Source organism: Pseudomonadota bacterium, assembly GCA_023229365.1.
GTDB lineage: Bacteria > Myxococcota_A > Polyangia > JAAYKL01 > JAAYKL01 > JALNZK01.
Window position 1 is genome coordinate 1 of sequence record JALNZK010000105.1, and the last position, 18,687, is coordinate 18,687.

Annotated in this window: 23 protein-coding genes, 1 tRNA gene, 1 pseudogene and 1 riboswitch; of the genes and pseudogenes, 11 read left to right on the forward strand and 14 right to left on the reverse strand. The window is 64.8% G+C overall.

The genetic code is table 11. The features are described from left to right. The first annotated feature begins 90 nt into the window (after positions 1 to 90). A pseudogene (locus M0R80_24965) lies at positions 91 to 480 on the forward strand (recombinase family protein). A gap of 192 nt (positions 481 to 672) precedes the next feature. Here the strand turns inward: M0R80_24965 and M0R80_24970 are convergent. From M0R80_24970 to M0R80_24985, 4 genes are all read right to left on the reverse strand, one after another. Further along, complete coding sequence (locus tag M0R80_24970; protein ID MCK9462888.1) at positions 673 to 1,176, reverse strand: hypothetical protein; 504 nt, start codon at positions 1,174 to 1,176, stop codon at positions 673 to 675. Continuing rightward, positions 1,168 to 1,276: riboswitch (SAM-I-IV-variant riboswitch) on the reverse strand. It overlaps the preceding gene by 9 nt. A gap of 27 nt (positions 1,277 to 1,303) precedes the next feature. After that, positions 1,304 to 1,513: a hypothetical protein gene (locus M0R80_24975; GenBank protein ID MCK9462889.1), complete on the reverse strand. Its 210-nt coding sequence runs from the start codon at positions 1,511 to 1,513 to the stop codon at positions 1,304 to 1,306. Between the two features lie 49 nt (positions 1,514 to 1,562). Continuing rightward, complete coding sequence (locus M0R80_24980) at positions 1,563 to 1,955, reverse strand: hypothetical protein (protein ID MCK9462890.1); 393 nt, start codon at positions 1,953 to 1,955, stop codon at positions 1,563 to 1,565. A gap of 22 nt (positions 1,956 to 1,977) precedes the next feature. Continuing rightward, positions 1,978 to 2,769 carry a hypothetical protein gene (locus M0R80_24985; GenBank protein ID MCK9462891.1) on the reverse strand — a complete coding sequence of 264 codons (792 nt, stop codon included), beginning with the start codon at positions 2,767 to 2,769 and terminating at the stop codon, positions 1,978 to 1,980. A 180-nt stretch (positions 2,770 to 2,949) separates the two neighbouring features. Here M0R80_24985 and M0R80_24990 point away from each other — a divergent pair, with 180 nt between their 5' ends. Then, positions 2,950 to 3,312, forward strand: coding sequence for a helix-turn-helix domain-containing protein (locus M0R80_24990; protein MCK9462892.1), 363 nt, complete (start codon positions 2,950 to 2,952; stop codon positions 3,310 to 3,312). Here M0R80_24990 and M0R80_24995 read toward each other — a convergent pair. Both M0R80_24995 and M0R80_25000 read right to left on the reverse strand, forming a co-directional pair. Next, entirely contained in the window at positions 3,282 to 3,884 is a 603-nt protein-coding gene (locus tag M0R80_24995; GenBank protein ID MCK9462893.1) for a hypothetical protein, read from the reverse strand. The genes M0R80_24990 and M0R80_24995 overlap by 31 nt on opposite strands. 630 nt (positions 3,885 to 4,514) lie before the next feature. Next, positions 4,515 to 4,868 (reverse strand): hypothetical protein, encoded by a 354-nt coding sequence (locus tag M0R80_25000; GenBank protein ID MCK9462894.1) that lies wholly within the window; start codon positions 4,866 to 4,868, stop codon positions 4,515 to 4,517. Between the two features lie 218 nt (positions 4,869 to 5,086). Here M0R80_25000 and istA point away from each other — a divergent pair, with 218 nt between their 5' ends. Both istA and istB read left to right on the forward strand, forming a co-directional pair. Continuing rightward, a complete protein-coding gene (istA, locus tag M0R80_25005; protein MCK9462895.1) occupies positions 5,087 to 6,679 on the forward strand; it encodes an IS21 family transposase in 1,593 nt (530 codons plus the stop codon). After that, the gene (gene istB, locus M0R80_25010) at positions 6,676 to 7,467 is read left to right on the forward strand and encodes an IS21-like element helper ATPase IstB (protein ID MCK9462896.1); all 792 of its coding nucleotides are present in this window, start codon (positions 6,676 to 6,678) and stop codon (positions 7,465 to 7,467) included. Before istA ends, istB begins: the two co-directional genes overlap by 4 nt. Positions 7,468 to 7,503: 36 nt before the next feature. On the opposite strand, the gene M0R80_25015 is transcribed toward istB, so the two are convergent. The 8 genes from M0R80_25015 to M0R80_25050 all read right to left on the reverse strand — a co-directional run bounded on the left by M0R80_25015 (position 7,504) and on the right by M0R80_25050 (position 13,916). Further along, positions 7,504 to 7,989: a hypothetical protein gene (locus M0R80_25015; GenBank protein MCK9462897.1), complete on the reverse strand. Its 486-nt coding sequence runs from the start codon at positions 7,987 to 7,989 to the stop codon at positions 7,504 to 7,506. A 769-nt stretch (positions 7,990 to 8,758) separates the two neighbouring features. Beyond that, the gene (locus M0R80_25020; protein MCK9462898.1) at positions 8,759 to 8,962 is read right to left on the reverse strand and encodes a helix-turn-helix domain-containing protein; all 204 of its coding nucleotides are present in this window, start codon (positions 8,960 to 8,962) and stop codon (positions 8,759 to 8,761) included. Positions 8,963 to 9,006: 44 nt separating this feature from the next. Further along, positions 9,007 to 10,188, reverse strand: a complete 1,182-nt coding sequence (locus tag M0R80_25025) for a site-specific integrase (GenBank protein MCK9462899.1) — start codon at positions 10,186 to 10,188, stop codon at positions 9,007 to 9,009. A gap of 237 nt (positions 10,189 to 10,425) precedes the next feature. After that, positions 10,426 to 10,499 (reverse strand) — tRNA-Met (locus M0R80_25030). Positions 10,500 to 10,594: 95 nt separating this feature from the next. Beyond that, positions 10,595 to 11,374, reverse strand: coding sequence for an rRNA pseudouridine synthase (locus tag M0R80_25035; protein ID MCK9462900.1), 780 nt, complete (start codon positions 11,372 to 11,374; stop codon positions 10,595 to 10,597). Positions 11,375 to 11,435: 61 nt separating this feature from the next. Continuing rightward, positions 11,436 to 12,107: a hypothetical protein gene (locus M0R80_25040; GenBank protein MCK9462901.1), complete on the reverse strand. Its 672-nt coding sequence runs from the start codon at positions 12,105 to 12,107 to the stop codon at positions 11,436 to 11,438. 79 nt (positions 12,108 to 12,186) lie between these two features. Next, positions 12,187 to 13,521, reverse strand: coding sequence for a hypothetical protein (locus tag M0R80_25045; protein ID MCK9462902.1), 1,335 nt, complete (start codon positions 13,519 to 13,521; stop codon positions 12,187 to 12,189). 62 nt (positions 13,522 to 13,583) lie between these two features. Beyond that, complete coding sequence (locus tag M0R80_25050) at positions 13,584 to 13,916, reverse strand: hypothetical protein (protein ID MCK9462903.1); 333 nt, start codon at positions 13,914 to 13,916, stop codon at positions 13,584 to 13,586. Between the two features lie 218 nt (positions 13,917 to 14,134). Between M0R80_25050 and rpoN the strand changes: the two genes are divergently transcribed. The 7 genes from rpoN to M0R80_25085 form a co-directional block, all read left to right on the forward strand. Continuing rightward, complete coding sequence (gene rpoN / locus M0R80_25055; protein ID MCK9462904.1) at positions 14,135 to 15,589, forward strand: RNA polymerase factor sigma-54; 1,455 nt, start codon at positions 14,135 to 14,137, stop codon at positions 15,587 to 15,589. Positions 15,590 to 15,629: 40 nt separating this feature from the next. After that, positions 15,630 to 15,914, forward strand: coding sequence for a ribosome-associated translation inhibitor RaiA (gene raiA, locus M0R80_25060; GenBank protein MCK9462905.1), 285 nt, complete (start codon positions 15,630 to 15,632; stop codon positions 15,912 to 15,914). A gap of 540 nt (positions 15,915 to 16,454) precedes the next feature. Beyond that, positions 16,455 to 16,919 (forward strand): PTS sugar transporter subunit IIA, encoded by a 465-nt coding sequence (locus M0R80_25065; GenBank protein ID MCK9462906.1) that lies wholly within the window; start codon positions 16,455 to 16,457, stop codon positions 16,917 to 16,919. Between the two features lie 3 nt (positions 16,920 to 16,922). Then, on the forward strand, positions 16,923 to 17,351 hold the full coding sequence (locus M0R80_25070) for a PTS sugar transporter subunit IIA (GenBank protein MCK9462907.1): 429 nt from the start codon (positions 16,923 to 16,925) through the stop codon (positions 17,349 to 17,351). 4 nt (positions 17,352 to 17,355) lie between these two features. Beyond that, positions 17,356 to 17,853, forward strand: a complete 498-nt coding sequence (locus M0R80_25075; GenBank protein ID MCK9462908.1) for a PTS sugar transporter subunit IIB — start codon at positions 17,356 to 17,358, stop codon at positions 17,851 to 17,853. Between the two features lie 13 nt (positions 17,854 to 17,866). Then, entirely contained in the window at positions 17,867 to 18,145 is a 279-nt protein-coding gene (locus tag M0R80_25080; protein ID MCK9462909.1) for an HPr family phosphocarrier protein, read from the forward strand. Beyond that, on the forward strand, positions 18,142 to 18,687 hold a 546-nt coding region (locus M0R80_25085), incomplete at its 3' end, for a phosphoenolpyruvate--protein phosphotransferase (GenBank protein ID MCK9462910.1). The genes M0R80_25080 and M0R80_25085, both read left to right, overlap by 4 nt.

Sequence of the window (18,687 nt, forward strand, 5' to 3'; positions counted from 1 at the left end):
CCGCGCCTCTACGCGGCTTCGCACCGATCCGCTTTTCCATGAAAACGATCGCGCTGGCCGCGATCGAAACGCCGCGCTTTTCGAAGATCGTCTACAGTCGTGTGGAAGCTCGACCGGCTCGGACGAAGTCTAAAGGGGCTGATCGAGTTCGTGGAGGATCTCGGTAAGAGGGGAGTCCAGTTCAAGAGCGTGACCGACAGCATCGACACCACGACCCCACTCGGGAAGTTCTTCTTCCACGTGATGGCCGCGCTCGCAGAGATGGAGCGCGATCTGATCGCTGAGCGCACTCGGGCTGGGCTAGACGCGGCAAAGAGACGAGGACGAACAGGTGGCCGACCCTCACAGATGAACAAGAGCAAGAAAGAGGCAGCCCGGAAGCTACTTGCCGACGGCACTCCCCCCAGGGAAGTAGCTGAGACCCTCAGCGTGTCTGTGGCGACCTTGTACCGGCACCTCCCGGCGTCGGAGCGGAAGTAGGAGACACGCCTTGAGATGAGGCCGGATCATCCAGTAGGCCATTGTCGACAACGAACTTCGCAAGGGCATCGATGAAGTTCTCGATTGCCTCTGGAGACAAGTTGTTTGCAGGACACTCCTTCCGCGAACTCTTTTTCACCTGCTTCGGCACCTTTCATCGATCTCCTTTCCTGCAAAGACGAGTACTCGCCCTCACACCGTCATATATGGTCGGTTCGGAACATCAGGCTGGGCGGCGGTCTCTCCCTCGACGATCCCGTCTTCGCCGATCCATACCGAGAGACGCCGCGACGCGACGAAACAGACTCGACGACGATTCTGCTCCGCGTGCCGTTGAGCGAAGCCCTGGGGATCGTCGAGGTGTTCGTCGGGGATCTTGAGATCTCGATAGACACCGGGAATGATCTTCTCGACGACGTACGGCCGGATCGGCTCGTTGGCCCACTGGCTCCATTCGCGCTCGCGTTCGTCTCGATCCGCGAGGGTCAGCTCTTCGACGATTCTGGCGTCGAGCCTGAGCGCTCGGACGACGGCATCCAGCAACTTACGGTGCGCTGTTCCAGACTCTTCCAGAGCACGGAGGCGGTTGACGCCTTTGCCGACGTTCCGATACCCCACCTCTTTCGCGAGCTGGCCGAGTGTCAGACCTCGTGCGGTGCGTTGTTCGCGGACGTAGTTGCCCAGATGTGTCTTCATGACGTTTGCCCTCCTGGGGCCGCATCCCGCTTGTGCGGATGGCACCGTTCGTCGTCGGTTGCCGTGGCTCGGACCTCCGAGCCAGCTCTCGATGCTGAGAAGATCGTCACACGAGGACAAAGGCGGGTCAAGGATCGCGAGGCGTCTCGTCGCTCGCGCTCGTCGGCTCGATCAACTGCGAGTTGGCCTTCTCTTGATCCTCCCTGTGCCACTTCAAGAGAAGCTGAGCCAGACCGGTCAGGTTCTCAGCGATCTCTCGGCCGTCTTCCCTAGTGAGCTTGTGACCGTAGCGCGACTCGAAGGTCGCGATGATCTCGTTGATGAACTCTTCTTTCATCTTCCCTCCACGTCGCTCACGTTCGATCTTCCCGATGCCGTCGCCGTGGTCACTTGAAGCTCGCGCGACAGCTCGGGCACGCCTGGACCGCTTTGCTCGCGAGCCGAGTCCCGCAGTTCCCGCAGAGCCACTTCCTGCCCAACGGGATCCCGGCCGCGATGAAGAGAATGAAGATGGCCAGCCCGACGACGTGGCCGTACGTGATCCCTCCGTCACCGGCAATCGGATAGGGCAAGACGATCTTGGCGAACAGGAACGCGAGAAAGAGGCCGAGAACGTAGACGAGACAACCGACGTGAACGAAGCTCTTCTTTTTCAGCTTCTTCGCCGTGACGGGCTCTGGCGTCGCTGCCGCTTTCTGTGGATGGCCACACTTGGGACACGCTGCCGCCTGGGCAGAGATCGACCAGCCACAAGCTTCGCACGTGACCATCCCGACCATCGTTCGCTTCCCCTTACCCCGCTCACAGGCCCTGAGCCTTCACCCGTTCGGTCTTCTCTTTTTCGATGGCCGCATCGAGCGCGGCCTCGCGGGTGTCGTCGGTCCAAACGACGAACTGCCTGTCGTTCAGACCCGTTCGCAACGAGAGAAGGACACTGCTCTCATGTGGAGGCTGATCCGACGTCGTCCCTCCCCACTTCAAGGCGATGTTCCTTCCGGTCAGGCGTCGTTCCGAGAGGTCGAGCGGTTGCCCTAGTTCGGGGTCGAGGATCGCCCGAACATCTGCGACGAACTTGTTTACGTCATCCTCTGTGTTCAGCTTCTGGCGATCACCCGCTGCCTTGGAGCCGCCGAATAGCTCCGGTTCTTCGAAGGAGAACTCGACAGCGTACAGCTCCTTGTTGTGATCGAATTTCAGGTTCATCTCGGTCAGTCGACCCGCCAGGTTGGCGGTACAGTAGAGGACGTGCCGCTTGGTCTTCTGGTCAGCGTAGTCGTCCTTGAACGTCGACGCTTCCAGGCGATCTTTACACCTGCTCTTCACCGCCTTGTCTTTCTTCACCTTGTCGAACTGCATGCCAAAGGCGATCTCCTTGAACCCGTCCAGCTTGGGATGCCGTACCACAGACTTCGCCGCCGCTTGCTGGCCGGGGCTCGGCTGACTAGAGGCCGCCCCGGCCGGGGCTCCTGCCGTTGTTGCTGGCCCGCTCGTGGTTTGCTGGATCGCCGGGTTGGCCTTCGGGGCCTCGACATCGACCGCGCATGAAGCGCAGAAGACGAGCCCCATCAGGACCGCCGCACCAAGTACTCTCATGGCTTACTCCCTTCGTGCGCCCCCCAATAGGGCGGAATCGATCCCAGGCGGTGCTGCACACCTTCAAGATCCCTAATCCTTGAGCCCCCTCCCGCCGATCCGTTTCTACCATGTTCCCCAGATAAAGGGATACCGCGAGGTTGGTCTTTGCCGGAAGCACTTCTCTCTACACTCGGCTCGATGAAAACCGAAGAACCTGACTACGACGTGCTTCTTCTTGTCGGTCGTAGGATCGCAGAACTTCGCAGGGGGAGAGGTCTCACTCAGGAGCGCCTAGCCGAGAAAGCCAACTTTTCACTCAAGTACCTCCAGCGCATCGAGCGCGGCAGAGAAAACCTGACCGTCACCTCGCTCGCCAAGCTCGCTGACCTCTTCACCACCGAGATCGCTGATCTCTTCAAGCCTCCTGCGAGCATGGAGATCCTCACTGGTCGCCCCAAATCAGCGTCCCCGACTCAAGGGAAAGCTCAGAGAAAGACAGCTAGCAGGTCGAAGCCGAAGAAAAGATCTTCTCAGAAAACCAGACGGCGGTTGTCTGGCTGATCGGCGAGCGCTCTGGCCCATCTTCCCGATGGCCACTTCCATCCGGTGAACCGGGAGGTGGTCGAGCGAGTTCTTCCGTACGCAACAGCGATGTTCTCGGGGGTCGCTGCCCCTGTGCCCTCGCAGTCTCCGCTTGCCCTGACGAGCTGAACTCGCCCGCCCTCTCCAAGGTCAACGAGGACGGCGGCAGTGAGGTTGTGCTTTCGAAGGATGCGCCGGAGTCTCCGAACGTCCGCGTCGACCACGAAGAGCGTGCTCTCCCAGCGCACACGGTCGGGGCCGGGCACGACTCGCTCTCCGTCCACAACGAGCAGCGGCGGCTTCGGTCTCACGAGCCAGGACCCTTCGACGTGATCCCAGTCGCAGAGACCTGCCGAGCGAAGATCGTCCTCAAGTCGAGCCGTCGTACCGCAGTCCCCGCGCCCGGCAGCGATGATCCCGACTGAGCACGCTCCCTGTCTTCGCATTTTTTCGAGCGTCACTTCCAGGGACATCCTGTTCGTGTAGGTCGCGTCGACTGACCGCTTGCTGGCCTCCATCACCGTGGAGATCGAGACGCTTCGACAGAGCATGCTGCCCTCCTAGATCATCGTGAGGCCCGAGACCGTGAGCGTCGAGCCTCCCCGTACAAGGTATCCACTGTCGACGAGTTGTTCAGGGGGGCGGCTCCCATTTTACCGTGTAAAACAGGGGACGCTCCTGTGGTGAAATCAAGTTCATTTGCGGCCTGAAAACCCGTCCGACGGACAGCAACCGGCTCGGATGACGGACACCTCCGAGAAAGTAATTTCCGCCCCGGCGTCACGTCCATCTTCTCGTTTTCATGGGTTTTCCCCATCTCGCAGCCGTTGTGCGCTGCCGACTTGAAGTGTCACCGTTTTCAGTAATTCGTTCATCGCCGCTTCTCGTAGCTCTGAAACGCGGATCGCGAGGCGTGGAGCGGGTCAGAGCTTTCCCGTCATCGAACTGGATCATCTACCACCCCGGTGCGGCACGCGGATTTCCAGGGATGTCGAACAGCGCAAATGTGCGGCTAGTCGGCGGCAAGTGTCCGTGGGCCAGGGGAACGTGCTCTTTTTTAGGTGCCGCAGTGCTCTTCCCAGGACCGCTGTCGTCCTGGGGCGGAAAGAAATTTCCGCGCCTCTGACCTCGTGCACAGTACAGCGCACGCACGTCGATCTTCTGCGTGTCTCTCGCCAGAGTCATGGTTCTTTGACCATCGACAACTCGCCGATGCCCGTCGACGTGGCATCTTCCCACCCGACCCCTTCGACCGGAGGCACCAGCGCGATTCTACTGTAGTGAGTTCCCTCGAAAACTCGAACGGTTCCTGTCTCCGAGTCCTCCAACCAACTTCGCGAGAACTGCTCGATGAGCCTGAGGCTCGGGTAGTCCAGCGCGATGTAGTAGGAGTTCTTGAATGCCTCCCAGTTGCGGAGGATCACCGAGACCATCCAGATGGTCCGATCCACGCCGAACTTCTCCACGAGACGCTTGCTGATGTTCTGATGTGTTCGCGTCCACACACCCTTCCAAACCTCGTCGGAGGTCCACACGCCTCTCCTGATCTCATCGTAGGTCCAGGGACCATCCCACAGGTCTTGGGAGTGTCATTTCTCACGAGCATGACCCACCCGTTCTCACGAGCATGACCCACCCCGTCGGGTGAGATTCTCACGAGCATGACCCACCCCCCCCTGGGGCGGAATTCTCACGAGCATGACCCACCCCGAGGCCGACCAGGGCCAAGCTGCGCGCCGAGGAGGTGCGCACCATGGCGTATCGGGAGGTCGCGATGTGGGAAGTGTTGGAGGTGCTGCGCCGGCTCGGGCGCGGCGAGGGCGTGCAGAAGGTAGCGCGGGCCACGGAGCACGAGCGCAGGACCGTGCGGCGATACCGGAACCTGGCCGAGGAGCTCGGCTGGGTGGCCGGCCTGCACGAACCGGACGAGGCGCTCGCGCTGGAGGTGTTCAAGCAGCTGCGGCCCAGGCCCAAGGATGAGGCGCCGGGCGAGACGGAGCTATTGCTGCTCGGGCACAGGGAGCGGATCGCGGGGCTGCTCAAGCCGGACGATCCGCGTGAGCGTGGACTCAAGCTGACCAAGGTGCACGCGCTGCTCGGCCGCAGCGGCGTGGTCGTGCCGTACAGCTCGCTGCACCGCTTCGCGGTCAAGCACTGCGGCTTCGGCGCCGGACGGACGACGGTGCGGGTGGCGGACTGCGCGCCCGGCGAGCTCGCCGAGGTGGACTTCGGGAGGCTCGGGCTGGTGCCGGACCCGGAGACCGGTAAGCGGCGCCTGGCGCACGCGCTCATCGTGACGCTCGGGTACAGCCGCCACCAGTACGTGCACGTCACGTTTTCGCAGAAGCTCCCCGATCTGATCGCCGGGCTGGAGGACGCCTTCGTCTTCTTCGGCGGCGTCACCGCCCGCGTGGTGATCGACAACCTCAAGGCGGCGGTGACGAAGGCGGACAAGCATGATCCGATCTTCTCGCGGAGCTTCGAGGAGTACGCGCGGCATCGCGATTTCGTGATCGACGCGGCCGACGCGGAGTCGCCGACGCACAAGCCGCACGTGGAGCGGGCGGTGCCGTACGTGCGGGAGAACTTCTTCCGCGGCGAGGAGTGGATCGACCTCGAGCATGTGCAGCGGGAGGCGCGGCGCTGGTGCCTGGCGACGGCGGGGCTGCGCGTGCACGGCACGACCCGGGCGAGGCCGCTCGAGGTCTTCGAGGCCGAGGAGAAGGTGGCGCTCCATCCGCTCGTGAAGGAGCGCTTCGACCCGCCCGAGTGGAAGGAGTGCAAGGTGCACCCGGACCACACGATCTGCTTCGGCAAGGCGCTGTACACCGTGCCCACGCGCCACATCGGCAAGACGGCCACGGTGCGCGGCGACTCGAAGCTCGTGCGCATCCACGTGAACGGCGAGCTCATCAAGACCCGCCCGCGGCTCAAGCCCGGCAAGAAGGACATCGACTACAACGACTACCCCAAGGAGAAGGCGGCGTACGCCATGCGCGACCCCGTGCGCGCCGTCGACGAGGCGAAGTCCCACGGCGCGGATCTCGGCCGCTTCACGGAGCGCCTGCTCTCCGGCGACTTCCCGTGGGCCAAGCTGCGGCAGGCGCAGGCGCTGCTCGCCCTCGGCCGCAGGTACGGCTGGACCCGCGTCGATCTCGCCTGCCGCCGCGCGCTCGCCTTCGACCTCCTCAACGTCCGCCGCGTGCAGGCGATCCTCGAAGGCGCGCTCGGCGACGAGGGAACGAAGCCGGAGCTCGAACGCGACAACGTCGTCCAGCTGCCCCTGCGCTTCCTGCGCCCGGCGGGCAGCTTCACCCCGAAATCCGAGAAAGGAGAACAGACGTGATCGAAATCAAACCGTCGCTCAAGACCGTGCTCAAGCGCTTGAAGCTCTCCGGCATCCTCGCCGCGCTGCCCGACCGCGCAGCGTACGCCCGCAAGGCGAAGCTCACGGAGATCGACTTCCTCGAGCTCGTGCTCCAGGACGAGATCGACCGCCGCGAGCAAACCAACCTCGCCACGCGGATCTCCAAGGCCGGCTGCGAGCAGGAGCACATCCTCGAGGCCTTCGACTGGGACGCGCCCGTCACCTTCGACAGGGATCGCGTCCGCGACCTCTTCGGCCTCGGCTTCCTCGACCGCTGCGAGGACGTCGCCTTCATGGGCCCGGTCGGCGTCGGCAAGACCTTCCTCGCCGATGCGCTCGGCCACGCCGCCTGCCGCGCCGGCAAGCACGTCCTTTCCCTGCGCGCCGACACGATGCTCAAGACCGTCAACCAGTCCCGCGCCGACAACTCGACGGAGAAGGTGATGCGGCAGCTCCTCGCGCCCCACCTCCTCATCATCGACGACTTCGGTCTGCGCAGGCTCGACGACCGCCAGTCCTCCGACCTCTACGAGATCATCATCGAGCGCCACCGCCGCGCCTCGACGATCATCACCAGCAACCGCAGCGTCGAGGAGTGGATCCCGCTCTTCGCCGACCCGATCCTCGCGCAGAGCGCCGTCGACCGCTTCGCGCACAACGCCCATCACGTCGTCATCGAGGGCGACAGCTACAGACCGCGCAAGGGACCCCAGAACCGCCGCGCGGAACCCAAACCGGAAAGGAGATCGCGTGCCGTCAAACGCTGAACCGTGATAGGAATCGGAGCGGCCTCGGGGCCTGGGTCATCCTCGTGAGAAACCCTGGGTCATCCTCGTGAGAAGTGACAGGGAGTTCCACACACACGGCAGACAAGCCCGCCAGCTTAGCTCGATGGGATCCTCGATGTCCTTGAGCGAGACCTCGACCTTCTTCGGTGTTGCCGCGATCTTCTTCTCCACCTCCAGTTCCAGGAACAGAGAGTCGGCGCAACCGACGATCCACTGGAAGGCAGGGTAGTCGTACTTGAAGACGCCGTACTCCTGCCATCTCGGCACGAGGTAGGTGATTGCCTCCACAACGAAGTCGACGCCGAACTGGTCGCAGAGCCGTTTCGCTTGGACCTGCATGCCGACACTGAAAGTGCGTAGAAGTGGGGATCGCACTTTCGACGCCACGTCGGCTGGCAGCGTTGTGAGCCATCTTTCGATCTGCGTCCTCCAAGCTTTCTCGACCACTCGGACTTCGGCGGACTTCCGGTACTTTCGCGTAGCTGGTCTCACTCCGTTCATACGTGCCTCCTCGCCCCCGGACCCCCTCTCCTGGCGCCACCTTCGTGGCGCGGACGACCGTGCCCGATGTTTCGCTTCGCTCAACCCTGGGCACACGAGGGGGCCAAGATCGATGTCGAATACCGCATTCCTCAGAGCTGCGCAGAGCACCCATCCTGATACCATCCCCGCGCACACTGCTACGGCTCGAAGCGGAGGCCCCACCACCGCAACCGAGAAAGAAAGCACCAAGTCTCGACAGTCCGGGCCCGGACGCATGTCGAAGTATGTCAACTCGTCATGCACTCTGCGGGTGTCGGCCAACGAGTCTGCTTGAGGCGGCAGCCTTTTGCTTTTCGGCACCGTCGCCGCCGGTCGCAAACAACGTCGACCTCAACTCCTGGGTGCTTCTCTTTGACGAGGTAATTTGTAGCTCCACGTTGCGTTTTCACTGGCCCGAATCTGGCGTCTCCCCACCACATTCCGTCGAACATGGCCGGTGTCAGCCTAACTGGCGAATCGGGGGGAGTCCTCATCAGCACGTGGAAGTGCATTCTTTCAGTCTTCCTCTGTCTCCCCCACGACCAGGCTACGTAGATGTGCTCTTTCAGTTTTTTTGCCGCTGTGCGGCAGAAGCGGAAGAAAAGGCGATGAGCCTCACGCTCTGGCACCATGTAACCGAACGTGAGATGCCCAAATATGTCCCAAGGCCCACGTTCCTCGATGTCTTGTGCGTCAGAGCTACGATGGCGGGCAGGGGGTTTCCTGCTCTCTGTTTTGGACCAGTCAATCACGGCGTCTCCCCTTCGTTGAGATCGCTCCGAGTCAGCTCTCGCTCTTTCAGCCACGCCTCGATTTCTGGTCGACGAAAACGAACGAATCTCTTTCCTAGCCGAATGTGCGGGATGCGCTTTTGGTGGACCCAACAGTAGAGCGTTCCCTTCCTTACGTTGTATTCCTCTGAGACCTGTAAGTAGTCGAGCAGCTCATCCATGATTTCCTCCTTCAACGGCAGTTGGGCCGCCGCGTGTTGACGAACTAGGCCGCCCCGACAACTTCGTCGAGAACCGGCCGTCTCTCTTCGACAGCTTCGCTACCTGTGCTTGCCTCTGGCCTTGTCGCGGTCGGTAGCGTGAGCACGACTCCGGTGATCTCGGCTGCGCCGCCGAACCGTCCGTGCTCTCCAGCGAAAGCATCGGGGGCGAGGTGCGCGTAGCGCTGGGTCATCGTGATCGACTGATGGCCCAGAAGAGCTTGCAGCTTGAAGAGGTCGCCGCCCCGCATCATGAAGTGCGACGCGAAGGTGTGGCGCAACCCGTGGAACGTGACGTAGTGGCGTGCTTTCCCGCGCCGTTTGATCAGCGGGAATCCGGCGCGGTCGAGCACTCCGTGGAGCATCTCCTGGAAGATCCGCGCCGACGGTCCGTGCATTTTCCCAGCCTCGTTCGGGAAGACAACCGGCATTCCCGCGACCTTGAGGAGCCACTCGGTGAGCGACGGCCGCAGAACGTCGAAGATCGGAATGCGCCGGATCCTGCCGCTTTTTGTCGGGCCGTCGTAGCTGTGCTGCACCGTGATGATGTTGTGGTCGAGGTCGATGTCCTCGCGTCGCAGTCCGGCCAGCTCTCCGGCTCTCATGCCGGTGTAGACGGCGCACTGGTAGAGGATCCAAACGCCCTCGCCCTCTTCGCGAGCCGCAGCCTGGAAGCGCTGTATCTCTCCCTCTGTCCGAAGGTAGCTGTAGTCCGCTGAGTTGTGCGGGACACGCGGGATCTTGAATCGCGGCTGCGTGGCGAGCCAACCCAGATCGAACGCCTTGTTCAGCATCGACTTGAGCAGCACGAGCTGATTGGCCACGGTCTTCGGTGCCAGGTTTCCTCTGAGGGCGCGGTAGCGGTCGATCTGTCTCGCGCCGATCTCGATCAGCTTCATCGCACCCAGTTCCGGCCGCAGGTGGTGCTCGATGATGCTCCGGTCGTCCTTTTCAGAACGCTTGTTCGGAGCGTAGTTTTCGAGCCAGTAGTCGGCGAGGTCGGCGAACGTCTTATCGGGGCAGGCTCCAGTTCTCAGTCCGAGCTTTGTCTCCCGAACTTGAAGCTGGCGTCGAGCGAGCATGACCTTGGCCTGCTCGGGGTTTTCGTACACCTCACTCCGGCGCTTGCCGTTCTCGTCGACCCAGCGGGTCCTCCAGCGGTTGCGGTGTTTGGTAGGCTTGCTCATCTCTGCTCCCTTTCCCAGCTTGGGAGCAAGGCGAGAGAAAGTCTCCTGCACTTCCTGGTCGAGAAAGTTGCAGGAAAACAGTCTTGTGCGGCTTCTCGGTTGCCTGGTTCTCGTTCAGGCAACGAGTGCCGCCGAACCTACTCACGTTCAGTGATCTGGCCCCGGATTGGCCCCGCTTTGGGAGGGTAGAAAAACAAAGGCCCGGAGATCCTTTTGGACTCCGGGCCTTTGCCTCAGTAGCGGGGGCAGGATTTGAACCTACGACCTTCGGGTTATGAGCCCGACGAGCTACCAGGCTGCTCCACCCCGCAACAACATACCGTTCAAATCTTCCGACACGTCACGACCAAGGGCCGCAACGACTGCGTATATAGAGATCCCCGCGCTTTCCGTCAAGCAAAGCCTGTCAATCGTCGCCCCGGGCGCGCTGCCTCCGGCGATCGGCGTCCTGTCGCGCCGGGGTCACGTGATCGCGCTTGAGGCGAGCGAGCTCCTTGTCCGTGAGCTCGCGGTACGTCCCGAGCGGCACGCCGTCGATCGTGATCCCTGCGAACGAGATGCGCTTGAGCTTGATCACCTCGACGCCGGTCGCCTCGGCCATGCGCCGGATCTGGCGGTTGCGCCCCTCCTTGATGGTGATCTGGACCCACGCGCAGTCCTCGCCCACCTCGGTCCGGAACACGGCCTGCGCGGGGCGCGTCTTGACGCCGTCGTCGAGCACCACGCCCTTGCGCCACGTCTCGAGCACGTCGTCTCCGACCGCGCCCTGGAGCCGGACATGGTAGGTCTTCTCGACGCCGAACCGCGGGTGCGTCAGCGCGTGGGCGAGCTCTCCGTCGTTCGTCATGAGGAGCGCGCCCGAGGTGGCCCAGTCGAGCCTGCCGACCGGGAACAGGCGCGCGCCGACGTCCCGTACGAGATCGGCCACCGTCGGCCTGCCTTCCGGATCGCGCACGGTCGACACCACGCCGCGCGGTTTGTTCAGGATGACGGTCATGGGCTTCTCGGCCGCGATGGCCCGTCCGTCCACCTCGATGCGATCACGGCGCGGATCGACCTTCACGCCCATCTCGGTGACGATCACGCCGTTCACCCTGACGCGGCCGGCGGCCACGATCTCCTCGGCTTTGCGGCGCGACGCGACACCGGCTCCGGCGAGCACCTTCTGCAGACGTTCGGTTGTCATGCGATCACGGCCTTCTGTGCGGGCGCGGATGTCGTGGGGGGGGCGCGGTCCTGCCATCTTCCTAGTACGGGTCGTCCTCGGCCGCAGCCGCCTTGCCCTTGGCCGCCTCGTCCTCGGCCGCCTCGTCCGCGGGCACGGCCTCGTCGCGATTCCAGGTGTCCGCGCGGCCGTCGTTGTCCGTGTCCATGCCCACCCGGATGAGCTTCCCGGCTTCGTAGTACTCCCAGTAGTCGACCCGGCCGTCGGCGTCCGTGTCGCCCTCGACCCGCGCCGGCACGCCGTCCTCGAGGAACCGAACGCGATCGACCACCCCGTTCGAGTTCGTATCCATCTCCTGCTTGACGACCTTGCCCTCGGCGTACATCGAGATGATGTCGATGGAACCATCGTAATCCAGGTCCAGTTCGTCGCGCTTGATGGCGCCTGTCTCGTCGAAGTACACGAAAATGTCGAGCTTGCGGTCGAAGTTGAGATCCGCCTCGCGGCAGATGATGACCTCGCCCTCGCCGAACTTCGCGTAGATCTTGCGGACGTCGGCCTTCTCGTCCTGGTTCAGGTCGACGAGCGCCTCGCGGTTCTTGCCGGCTTCGCAGCGCTTGTTGCTGTCGATGCGCTCGAGACCGGAGCCCTCGACCGCCGTGCCGAGGCCGGCTTTGCCGCCTGTCTTGCCCTTGGCGCCGCCGCACCCGGCCGCTAACGCGATCGCGCACAGAACGAGAAGAACCCTCGTCATCACGCTGCCCCCTTGCCTGCGGGCGCAATAGGCGCCCGGTCCGATTTTCGCGGCCAGTCTACCATGGCCGGGTGAGAAATCAGCCATTTCCGTGGCGGCCGTGCCGCCGTCCGCCGCCTTCGCCCTGCGGCGGCTGCGGCCCCCGCCCCTCGACGTCGACTCGCGGCACCCGGGCCGTGAGGGAGCCGAAGGCGATCTTGAGATCGCCCTTCTCGTCCACGCTCTGTACGACGCCGTCGCGTCCTTTCAGGAAGCCCTTGAGGACGATGACCATGTCGCCCGCGCGGATGTTGGCCATCCGCTCGGCGGTCACCTTCACGGGGGCGGGTTCCTTGGGGCGCTCCTGGCGCGGGGCGGCCCTCGCTGGCGCCGGGGCGGGCGCTGGGACCGCGGGCGCGCACGGCGCTCGAGCCGCCGGAGTCGTCGTCGTCGTCGCCGGTGCCGCTGCCGGTGCCGGTGCGGGCGCGTCCTCCGCCGCCGCCTCACTGCGCGCGATCGATCTGCGGATCGCCCGCTCGCGCTCCCGCCACGCCTGCTCCGCCCTGGCCCGCTCCTCGGTCTCCTCGCGCAGCCGGCGCCGCTCCTCGTCCTGCTCCAGCCGCCGCGCTTCCCGCTCGTGCCGCTCGCGTTCGGCCTCGGCCCCGGTCGCCTCGAGCGCGAGCCTGTGCTTCGCGAGGACGCTGTCGATGGAGACGGCGTCGTTCGAAGGCGACCAAGCGGCGTACTCGTACAGGCCCGCGAGCGCGCCGAAGCTCTCCACGACGTAGGGGAAAGCGTCCGCGCCGAGCCGGATGGCGGCGTCGCGCGACAGGCGCACGCCGGCGAACATCCAGCCCTTCTTCTCCTCGAAGTCGCGGAGGAGGGCGGTCAGCGCCGGGCCTTCGAGCTCGGCCGTGCGAACGAGCCGCTCCCCCGCGAGGCCTATCTCGAACGTCTCCGGGAGGGCGCGGAGCAGCGCGTCGAACCGCGCCCGCGCGTCCGGGTTGGCGAGCAGCGACGAGAGGTTGCGCCGATCCACCCACGCGTCGTGGTGGAGCCACATCCCGATCTCGAGCGCCTCGGCCCGGACGGCGACGCCCAGGAAGACGTGCCGGAAGAGCGGCGTGGGGTCCGCGAGATTGGACGCGAGCGTCCGCTCGGTGTCGATCAGCTCGACGAGCTCGCGCTGCGCCGCCTCGTCACGGGAGAAGAAGAGCCATTGCGTGTCGACCTTCTTGCTGTTCCACAAGGAGGGATGATCGTCCGAGAGGTGCGCGCCGAGCCGGAGCCCCGCGGCCTCGATCACGGGCTGGAGGCCGCGTCCGATCGCCTCGAGCTTGTCCCGCACCCGCCTGCGGGGCAGCGTGAACATGTTGCTGCCCCACTTGTCGGGGAGGTACGCATCGAAATCGTCAGCCGTGAAACCGTCGAGCATGTCCGTCCGCCTGACCCGCCGCAGAAGGGAGCAGGGTCTTCCCGCGCGCCGTGCCGAAAGCCCTACTCCGCCTTGGCGGGCTTCTCCGGCTTCTCTTTCTTGGGCTTGCCGCCGCCCTGCGCGGCCTTGGCCTTGCCCTTGGCTTTGGCGGCGTCCTCTTTCTTCACCTTGACGTCCTTCTCGGCGGTCTCGCGAACGTGTTGCGCGATCTTGTCGATAGCGGCGATCCTGGACTTCGCCTTCCTCAGATCGGCGGCGAGGGCACGCAGCACCGCGTCCTTCGACTGCTTCTTCCCCTCGACGCCCGCGGCCGCGAGCTTGGCCTTCCGAGCCTCGAGAAGCTCGACGGCTTTCTGGAGTTGTTTTTCCCGGATATCCCGATTGATAGAGCCCATTTCCTCGTCTCCTCGATGGCGGACGGACCCATGCTCCGCGACCGCCCGACTCAAGCACGGCACCTTCTCACAAGCGGGCGAAGAGGGCAAGCCCGCGTTTGCCGCGCACTGTTTTGCGTGTTTTGGCGTTGTGTCGGCCTTGTCGCGACTTATACTTTCGAAGACGGGTCATCGAAGGGCGGACCCCAGCCGAAAGGTCGTCAGGAGAGCGTCGTTGCATGGTCGGGATGGAACTCAGGCAGCAGCTGAAACTTTCGCAACAGCTGGTGATGACGCCACAGCTCCAGCAGGCGATCAAGCTGCTGCAACTCTCCCGGGTCGAGCTCGTCGACATGGTGCACCAGGAGCTCGAGGAGAACCCGGTGCTCGAGGAGAACCCCGAGCCGGTTTCGTTCGAGGATCGCGGCGTCGTCGAGGTCCCGGGCAACCTCCCCCCCGAGCCGCAATCGCCGGTGACGTCGGTGCCGACCGACCGCGAGGCGATCAGCGGGACCCGCGAGATCGACTGGGAGAAGTATCTCGAGAACTACGCGAACCAGGGGCCGGCGCCCTCGGGCTCGGCCCGCTCCGGCAACGACGAGCTGCCGCCGCTCGAGGCCACGCTCGGATCGACGACGACGCTCGCGGATCACCTCCGCTGGCAGCTCAAGATGTCCGTGGTCAACGACGAGGAGGAGCGGTTCGCGAACCTCGTCATCGGGAACCTGGATCAGGACGGCTACTTCAAGGAGCCCCCGCTCGAGGAGCTCGCCCGGGAGGCGGGGATCGAGTGCGAGGACGCCGAAGAGGTCCTGAAGATGATCCAGCTGTTCGATCCCGTCGGGGTCGCCTCGCGGAACCTCCGCGAGTGCCTCCTCGTGCAGGTCGACGCGCTCGAGCTCGACATCGATGTCCGCGAGATCATCGAACGGCACCTCACGAACCTCGAGAAGCGCAACTACCAGGCGATCGCGAAGGATCTGGGGCTCGACATCGAGGACGTGTACGCGGCGGCGAAGATCGTCGCCAACCTCGAGCCGCGCCCGGCGCGCAACTACGTCTCCGAGGAGACGCGCTACATCATCCCCGACGTCTTCGTGCACAAGATCGGGGATCGCTACTTCGTCGTGCCCAACGACGACGGGATGCCCCGGCTCAAGATCTCGGGCTTCTTCCGGTCGGCCATGGACTCGGGGCCGGAGGCCAAGGAGTACGTGCAGAACAAGCTGCGATCCGCGCAGTGGCTCATCCGCTCCATCGACCAGCGGCGGCGGACGATCGTCAAGGTGACCGAGACCATCGTGGACAAGCAGCGCGACTTCTTCGAGCGCGGCGTCGACTACCTGAAGCCCATGATCCTCAGAGACGTCGCGGAGGCGGTCGGCATGCACGAGTCCACGATCAGCCGCGTCACGACCGCGAAGTACGTCCACACCCCGCAGGGAATTTTCGAGCTCAAGTATTTCTTCAACTCGTCGATCCGACGAACAACCGAGGAGGACATCGCATCCGAGAGCGTGAAGTCGAAGATCCGGGAGATCGTCGGGGGCGAGGACACGCGGAGGCCGCTCAGCGATCAGCGGATCGTGCAGCTGCTCCGCGAGGGCGGCATCGTCATCGCGCGGCGGACGGTCGCGAAGTACCGCGAGATGATGGGCATCCTCTCCTCGACGAAGCGCAAGAAGTACTTCTGAGGTGTGAGAGCACCGGAAAGGGAAGAGCATGCAGTTGTCGATGACGTTCCGGCATCTGGAGCCGACCGACGCGATGAAGGAGCTCGTGGAGGAGAAGGTCGCGAAGGTGAAGAAGTACATCCAGGGTCCGTTCGAGGCCTCGGTGGTCCTCTCCGTCGAGAGATATCTGCACGCCTGTGACGTCACGATTCTAGCCAGCGGCGCCACCTACAAGGGCCGCGAGGAGAGCGACGACATGTACACCTCCATCGACAAGGTGATGGAGAAGATCGAGCGCCAGATCGACAAGACGAAGGGGAGGCGGCGGGCCGGCAGGTCCGCGTAGCGCCGCGTGAGCGCTTCGCTTCTTCGGCAACACGGGCCCGCATTCCGGTCATCTTGATCGCTTCTGTCGCTTCCGTCGCTTCTGTCGCTTTCGTTGGGCCCGAACGACGCGGGCCGCAGCTCCGCTTCGGTGTGGAGATGCTCCGCTTTGCTTCCGTGAGGCTGCGCGCCGCTGTTGAGCCACAAAACTTTGCTGCCGAGCCACGGAAGCTTGCTGCCGAGCCACAGAACTTTGCCGCCGAGCCACAGAACTTTGCTGCCGAGCCATAAAACTTTGCTGCCGAGCAGCGACGCGCGGTGACCGCGAAGCAAAACTTTGTGGCCGCGAAGCAGAACTCTGCTACCGAGCCACGGAACTCTGCTGTCGAGCAGCGACGCGCGGTGACCGCGAAGCAGTGCTTTTTGGCCGCGAAGCAAAACTTTGTGACCGCGAAGTAGAATTCTGTGGCCGCGAAGCAGCGCGCTGTGGTGGTGAGGCGGAGTGGCTGCGAACGCGATCGTTGCAAACCATGCGGGGGGGCGTGTACCATTCCCTCGGCCCATGAACCTGACCGACTTCATCTCGGAGCGATCCGTCTCCTGCGAGCTCGTGTCGACGGACAAGAAGCGCGTCCTCGCGGAGCTGAGCGCCCTGCTCGCCGCGGGGTCGCGCGGCGTCCGCGACGAGGAGATCGTCGAGATCCTCGAGGAGCGCGAGCGCGTGGCGACCACCGGAATCGGCGGCGGCGTCGCCATCCCGCACGGCAAGGCGCCCGGGATCCCTCGCCTCGTCGCCGCGGTCGGCGTGTCGCGCGAGGGCGTGCCGTTCGACGCGATCGACGGCGAGGACGTCCACATCTTCGTCGCCGTCCTGTCACCGGCGAGCGGGGGCGCCGGCGAGCACCTCAAGATCCTCGCCGCGCTGTCGCGCCTGCTCAAGGAGCCGGCGTTCCGGGACGAGCTCGTGGCGCAACGCTCCGCCGCGGGGATCCTCGCCGCGATCGCAGCCGCGGAGAAGGGGAGCTGAGGGATGAGCGCCGGGGCGCCGATAGGTGTCGTGATCTGCTGCCACGGCGAGATGGCCGCGGGGCTCAGGAGCGCCGCGGAGATGATCGTGGGGCCGCAGGAAGGCCTGGCGGTCGTCGGGGTGCGGCCGGCGGACGGACGCGAAGACGTGGAGGCGTCGCTCGCGACCGCGGCTACTATGGTCGATCGCGGCGCCGGGGTGCTCGTGCTGACCGACCTCCCGGGCGGCACCCCGTGCGTCGAGGCGGCGCGCCGCCGCGGGGCGTCGTACGAGATGATCGCAGGCGTCAACCTGCCGGCGCTCGTGGAGGTCTTGATGGGCCGAGCGGACGCGCCCGACGTCCACGCGCTCGCCGAGGTCGCCGCGGAGATCGGGAGGAGGCACGTCGCCTCCGGAAGAGAGCTGTTCGGGCCGCAGAAGGGAGGCCTATGAGAGGATGAAAAAGGGTACTCACGTCCGAATCGACAATCGCCTGCTCCACGGACAGGTGGTCCAGTTCTGGATCCCGTCGCTCGAGGTGCAGCGCCTCGTCATCGCCGACGAGGCGACCGCAATGGATCGGACGCTCGTCTCGCTCTACCGCATGGTGATGCCGAAGAACGTCGCGCTCGACGTCGTGACGCCCGCGGACCTCGGCCAGGCGCTCGCCTCCGACGAGGCGGCGGCCTCGACGCTCGTCCTGCTCGGAAACGTCGCGGACGCGGTCTCGGCGCGGCGCGGCGGGTTCGCGTTCGATAGGCTGACGATCGGGAACGTCCACGCCGGAGGCGAAAGGACGCGGGTCACGGACTCGGTCTTCCTGTCCGAGGAGGAGCTCGCCTCGCTGCTCGAGCTGAAGAGGGGGGGAGCGGCGGTGGAGATCCAGTCGTTCCCCGGGGAGCAGTTCCGGCTGGAGCTCGACGACCGCGGGGGCCCGGTCTGGGTGAAGCGCTGATGCCGGAGCGAGCATGAGCACGACGGCGGCCACGGCGCTGACCGTCGTCAACGAGCTCGGGCTCCACGCCCGCGCCGCGACGGTATTGGTGCGCCTCGCCGCAGGCTTCGAGAGCGAGCTGTACCTCGGCAAGGACGGCCACGAGGTGAACGGGAAGAGCATCATGGGCGTCCTGCTCCTCACCGCGACGAAGGGCTCGCGGATCGAGATCCGCGCGGTGGGAGACGACGCCGAGGCGCTCATCGCGGCCGTCTCGCGCCTGTTCGCCGACAGGTTCGGAGAGTCGGCGTGAGCGCGTCGGTCCGGATCCACGGCATCCCCGCCTCCCCCGGGATCGCCGTCGCGAAGGCGCGGATCGTCGTGCGCCAGCGCCCCAAGGTCAGGCGGAAGCACATCGCGAGCTCGGAGGTGGGGCGCGAGAAGGAGCGGCTGCTCGAGTCCGTCGCCGAGGCGCGGCGCCACCTCGAGGCAACCCTCGCGGCGCTGCCCGATACCGGCACCGGTCGCGGCGAGCACTCCCTCATCCTCCAGGCGCACCTCCTCATGCTCGAGGACGAGCTGCTCATCGACGGCGCGCTGTCGCTGATCGCCGCGAAGAGGATCTGCGCCGAGTGGGCGCTCTCGCTGAAGGCGGACGAGGTGAAGCGCATGCTCGCCGCGCTCGGCGACGACTACCTGAGCGAGCGGTTCGAGGACGTCGAGTTCGTCAGCGACCGCGTCCTGCGCAGCCTGCTCGGCCACACCGTCGAGATCGTCGATCGCGATCGCGTGCAGGAGCCGTGCATCATCGCCGCGACCGACATCTCGCCCGCGGAGACCGCCAACCTCGTGCTC

Bases quoted from the DNA above. Each gene is read 5' to 3' on its own strand.
- M0R80_25050 (MCK9462903.1), bottom strand. From the start codon at position 13,916: ATGGGCTCTATCAATCGGGATATCCGGGAAAAACAACTCCAGAAAGCC.
- rpoN (MCK9462904.1), top strand. From the start codon at position 14,135: ATGGTCGGGATGGAACTCAGGCAGCAGCTGAAACTTTCGCAACAGCTG.
- istA (MCK9462895.1), top strand. From the start codon at position 5,087: ATGGCGTATCGGGAGGTCGCGATGTGGGAAGTGTTGGAGGTGCTGCGC.
- M0R80_25025 (MCK9462899.1), bottom strand. From the start codon at position 10,188: ATGAGCAAGCCTACCAAACACCGCAACCGCTGGAGGACCCGCTGGGTC.
- M0R80_25065 (MCK9462906.1), top strand. From the start codon at position 16,455: ATGAACCTGACCGACTTCATCTCGGAGCGATCCGTCTCCTGCGAGCTC.
- M0R80_25035 (MCK9462900.1), bottom strand. From the start codon at position 11,374: ATGACAACCGAACGTCTGCAGAAGGTGCTCGCCGGAGCCGGTGTCGCG.
- M0R80_25045 (MCK9462902.1), bottom strand. From the start codon at position 13,521: ATGCTCGACGGTTTCACGGCTGACGATTTCGATGCGTACCTCCCCGAC.
- M0R80_24995 (MCK9462893.1), bottom strand. From the start codon at position 3,884: ATGCTCTGTCGAAGCGTCTCGATCTCCACGGTGATGGAGGCCAGCAAG.
- M0R80_25020 (MCK9462898.1), bottom strand. From the start codon at position 8,962: ATGGATGAGCTGCTCGACTACTTACAGGTCTCAGAGGAATACAACGTA.
- M0R80_24985 (MCK9462891.1), bottom strand. From the start codon at position 2,769: ATGAGAGTACTTGGTGCGGCGGTCCTGATGGGGCTCGTCTTCTGCGCT.
- M0R80_25075 (MCK9462908.1), top strand. From the start codon at position 17,356: ATGAAAAAGGGTACTCACGTCCGAATCGACAATCGCCTGCTCCACGGA.
- M0R80_25015 (MCK9462897.1), bottom strand. From the start codon at position 7,989: ATGAACGGAGTGAGACCAGCTACGCGAAAGTACCGGAAGTCCGCCGAA.
- M0R80_25040 (MCK9462901.1), bottom strand. From the start codon at position 12,107: ATGACGAGGGTTCTTCTCGTTCTGTGCGCGATCGCGTTAGCGGCCGGG.
- M0R80_24970 (MCK9462888.1), bottom strand. From the start codon at position 1,176: ATGAAGACACATCTGGGCAACTACGTCCGCGAACAACGCACCGCACGA.
- M0R80_25070 (MCK9462907.1), top strand. From the start codon at position 16,923: ATGAGCGCCGGGGCGCCGATAGGTGTCGTGATCTGCTGCCACGGCGAG.
- M0R80_24980 (MCK9462890.1), bottom strand. From the start codon at position 1,955: ATGGTCGGGATGGTCACGTGCGAAGCTTGTGGCTGGTCGATCTCTGCC.
- M0R80_24990 (MCK9462892.1), top strand. From the start codon at position 2,950: ATGAAAACCGAAGAACCTGACTACGACGTGCTTCTTCTTGTCGGTCGT.
- M0R80_24975 (MCK9462889.1), bottom strand. From the start codon at position 1,513: ATGAAAGAAGAGTTCATCAACGAGATCATCGCGACCTTCGAGTCGCGC.
- raiA (MCK9462905.1), top strand. From the start codon at position 15,630: ATGACGTTCCGGCATCTGGAGCCGACCGACGCGATGAAGGAGCTCGTG.
- M0R80_25080 (MCK9462909.1), top strand. From the start codon at position 17,867: ATGAGCACGACGGCGGCCACGGCGCTGACCGTCGTCAACGAGCTCGGG.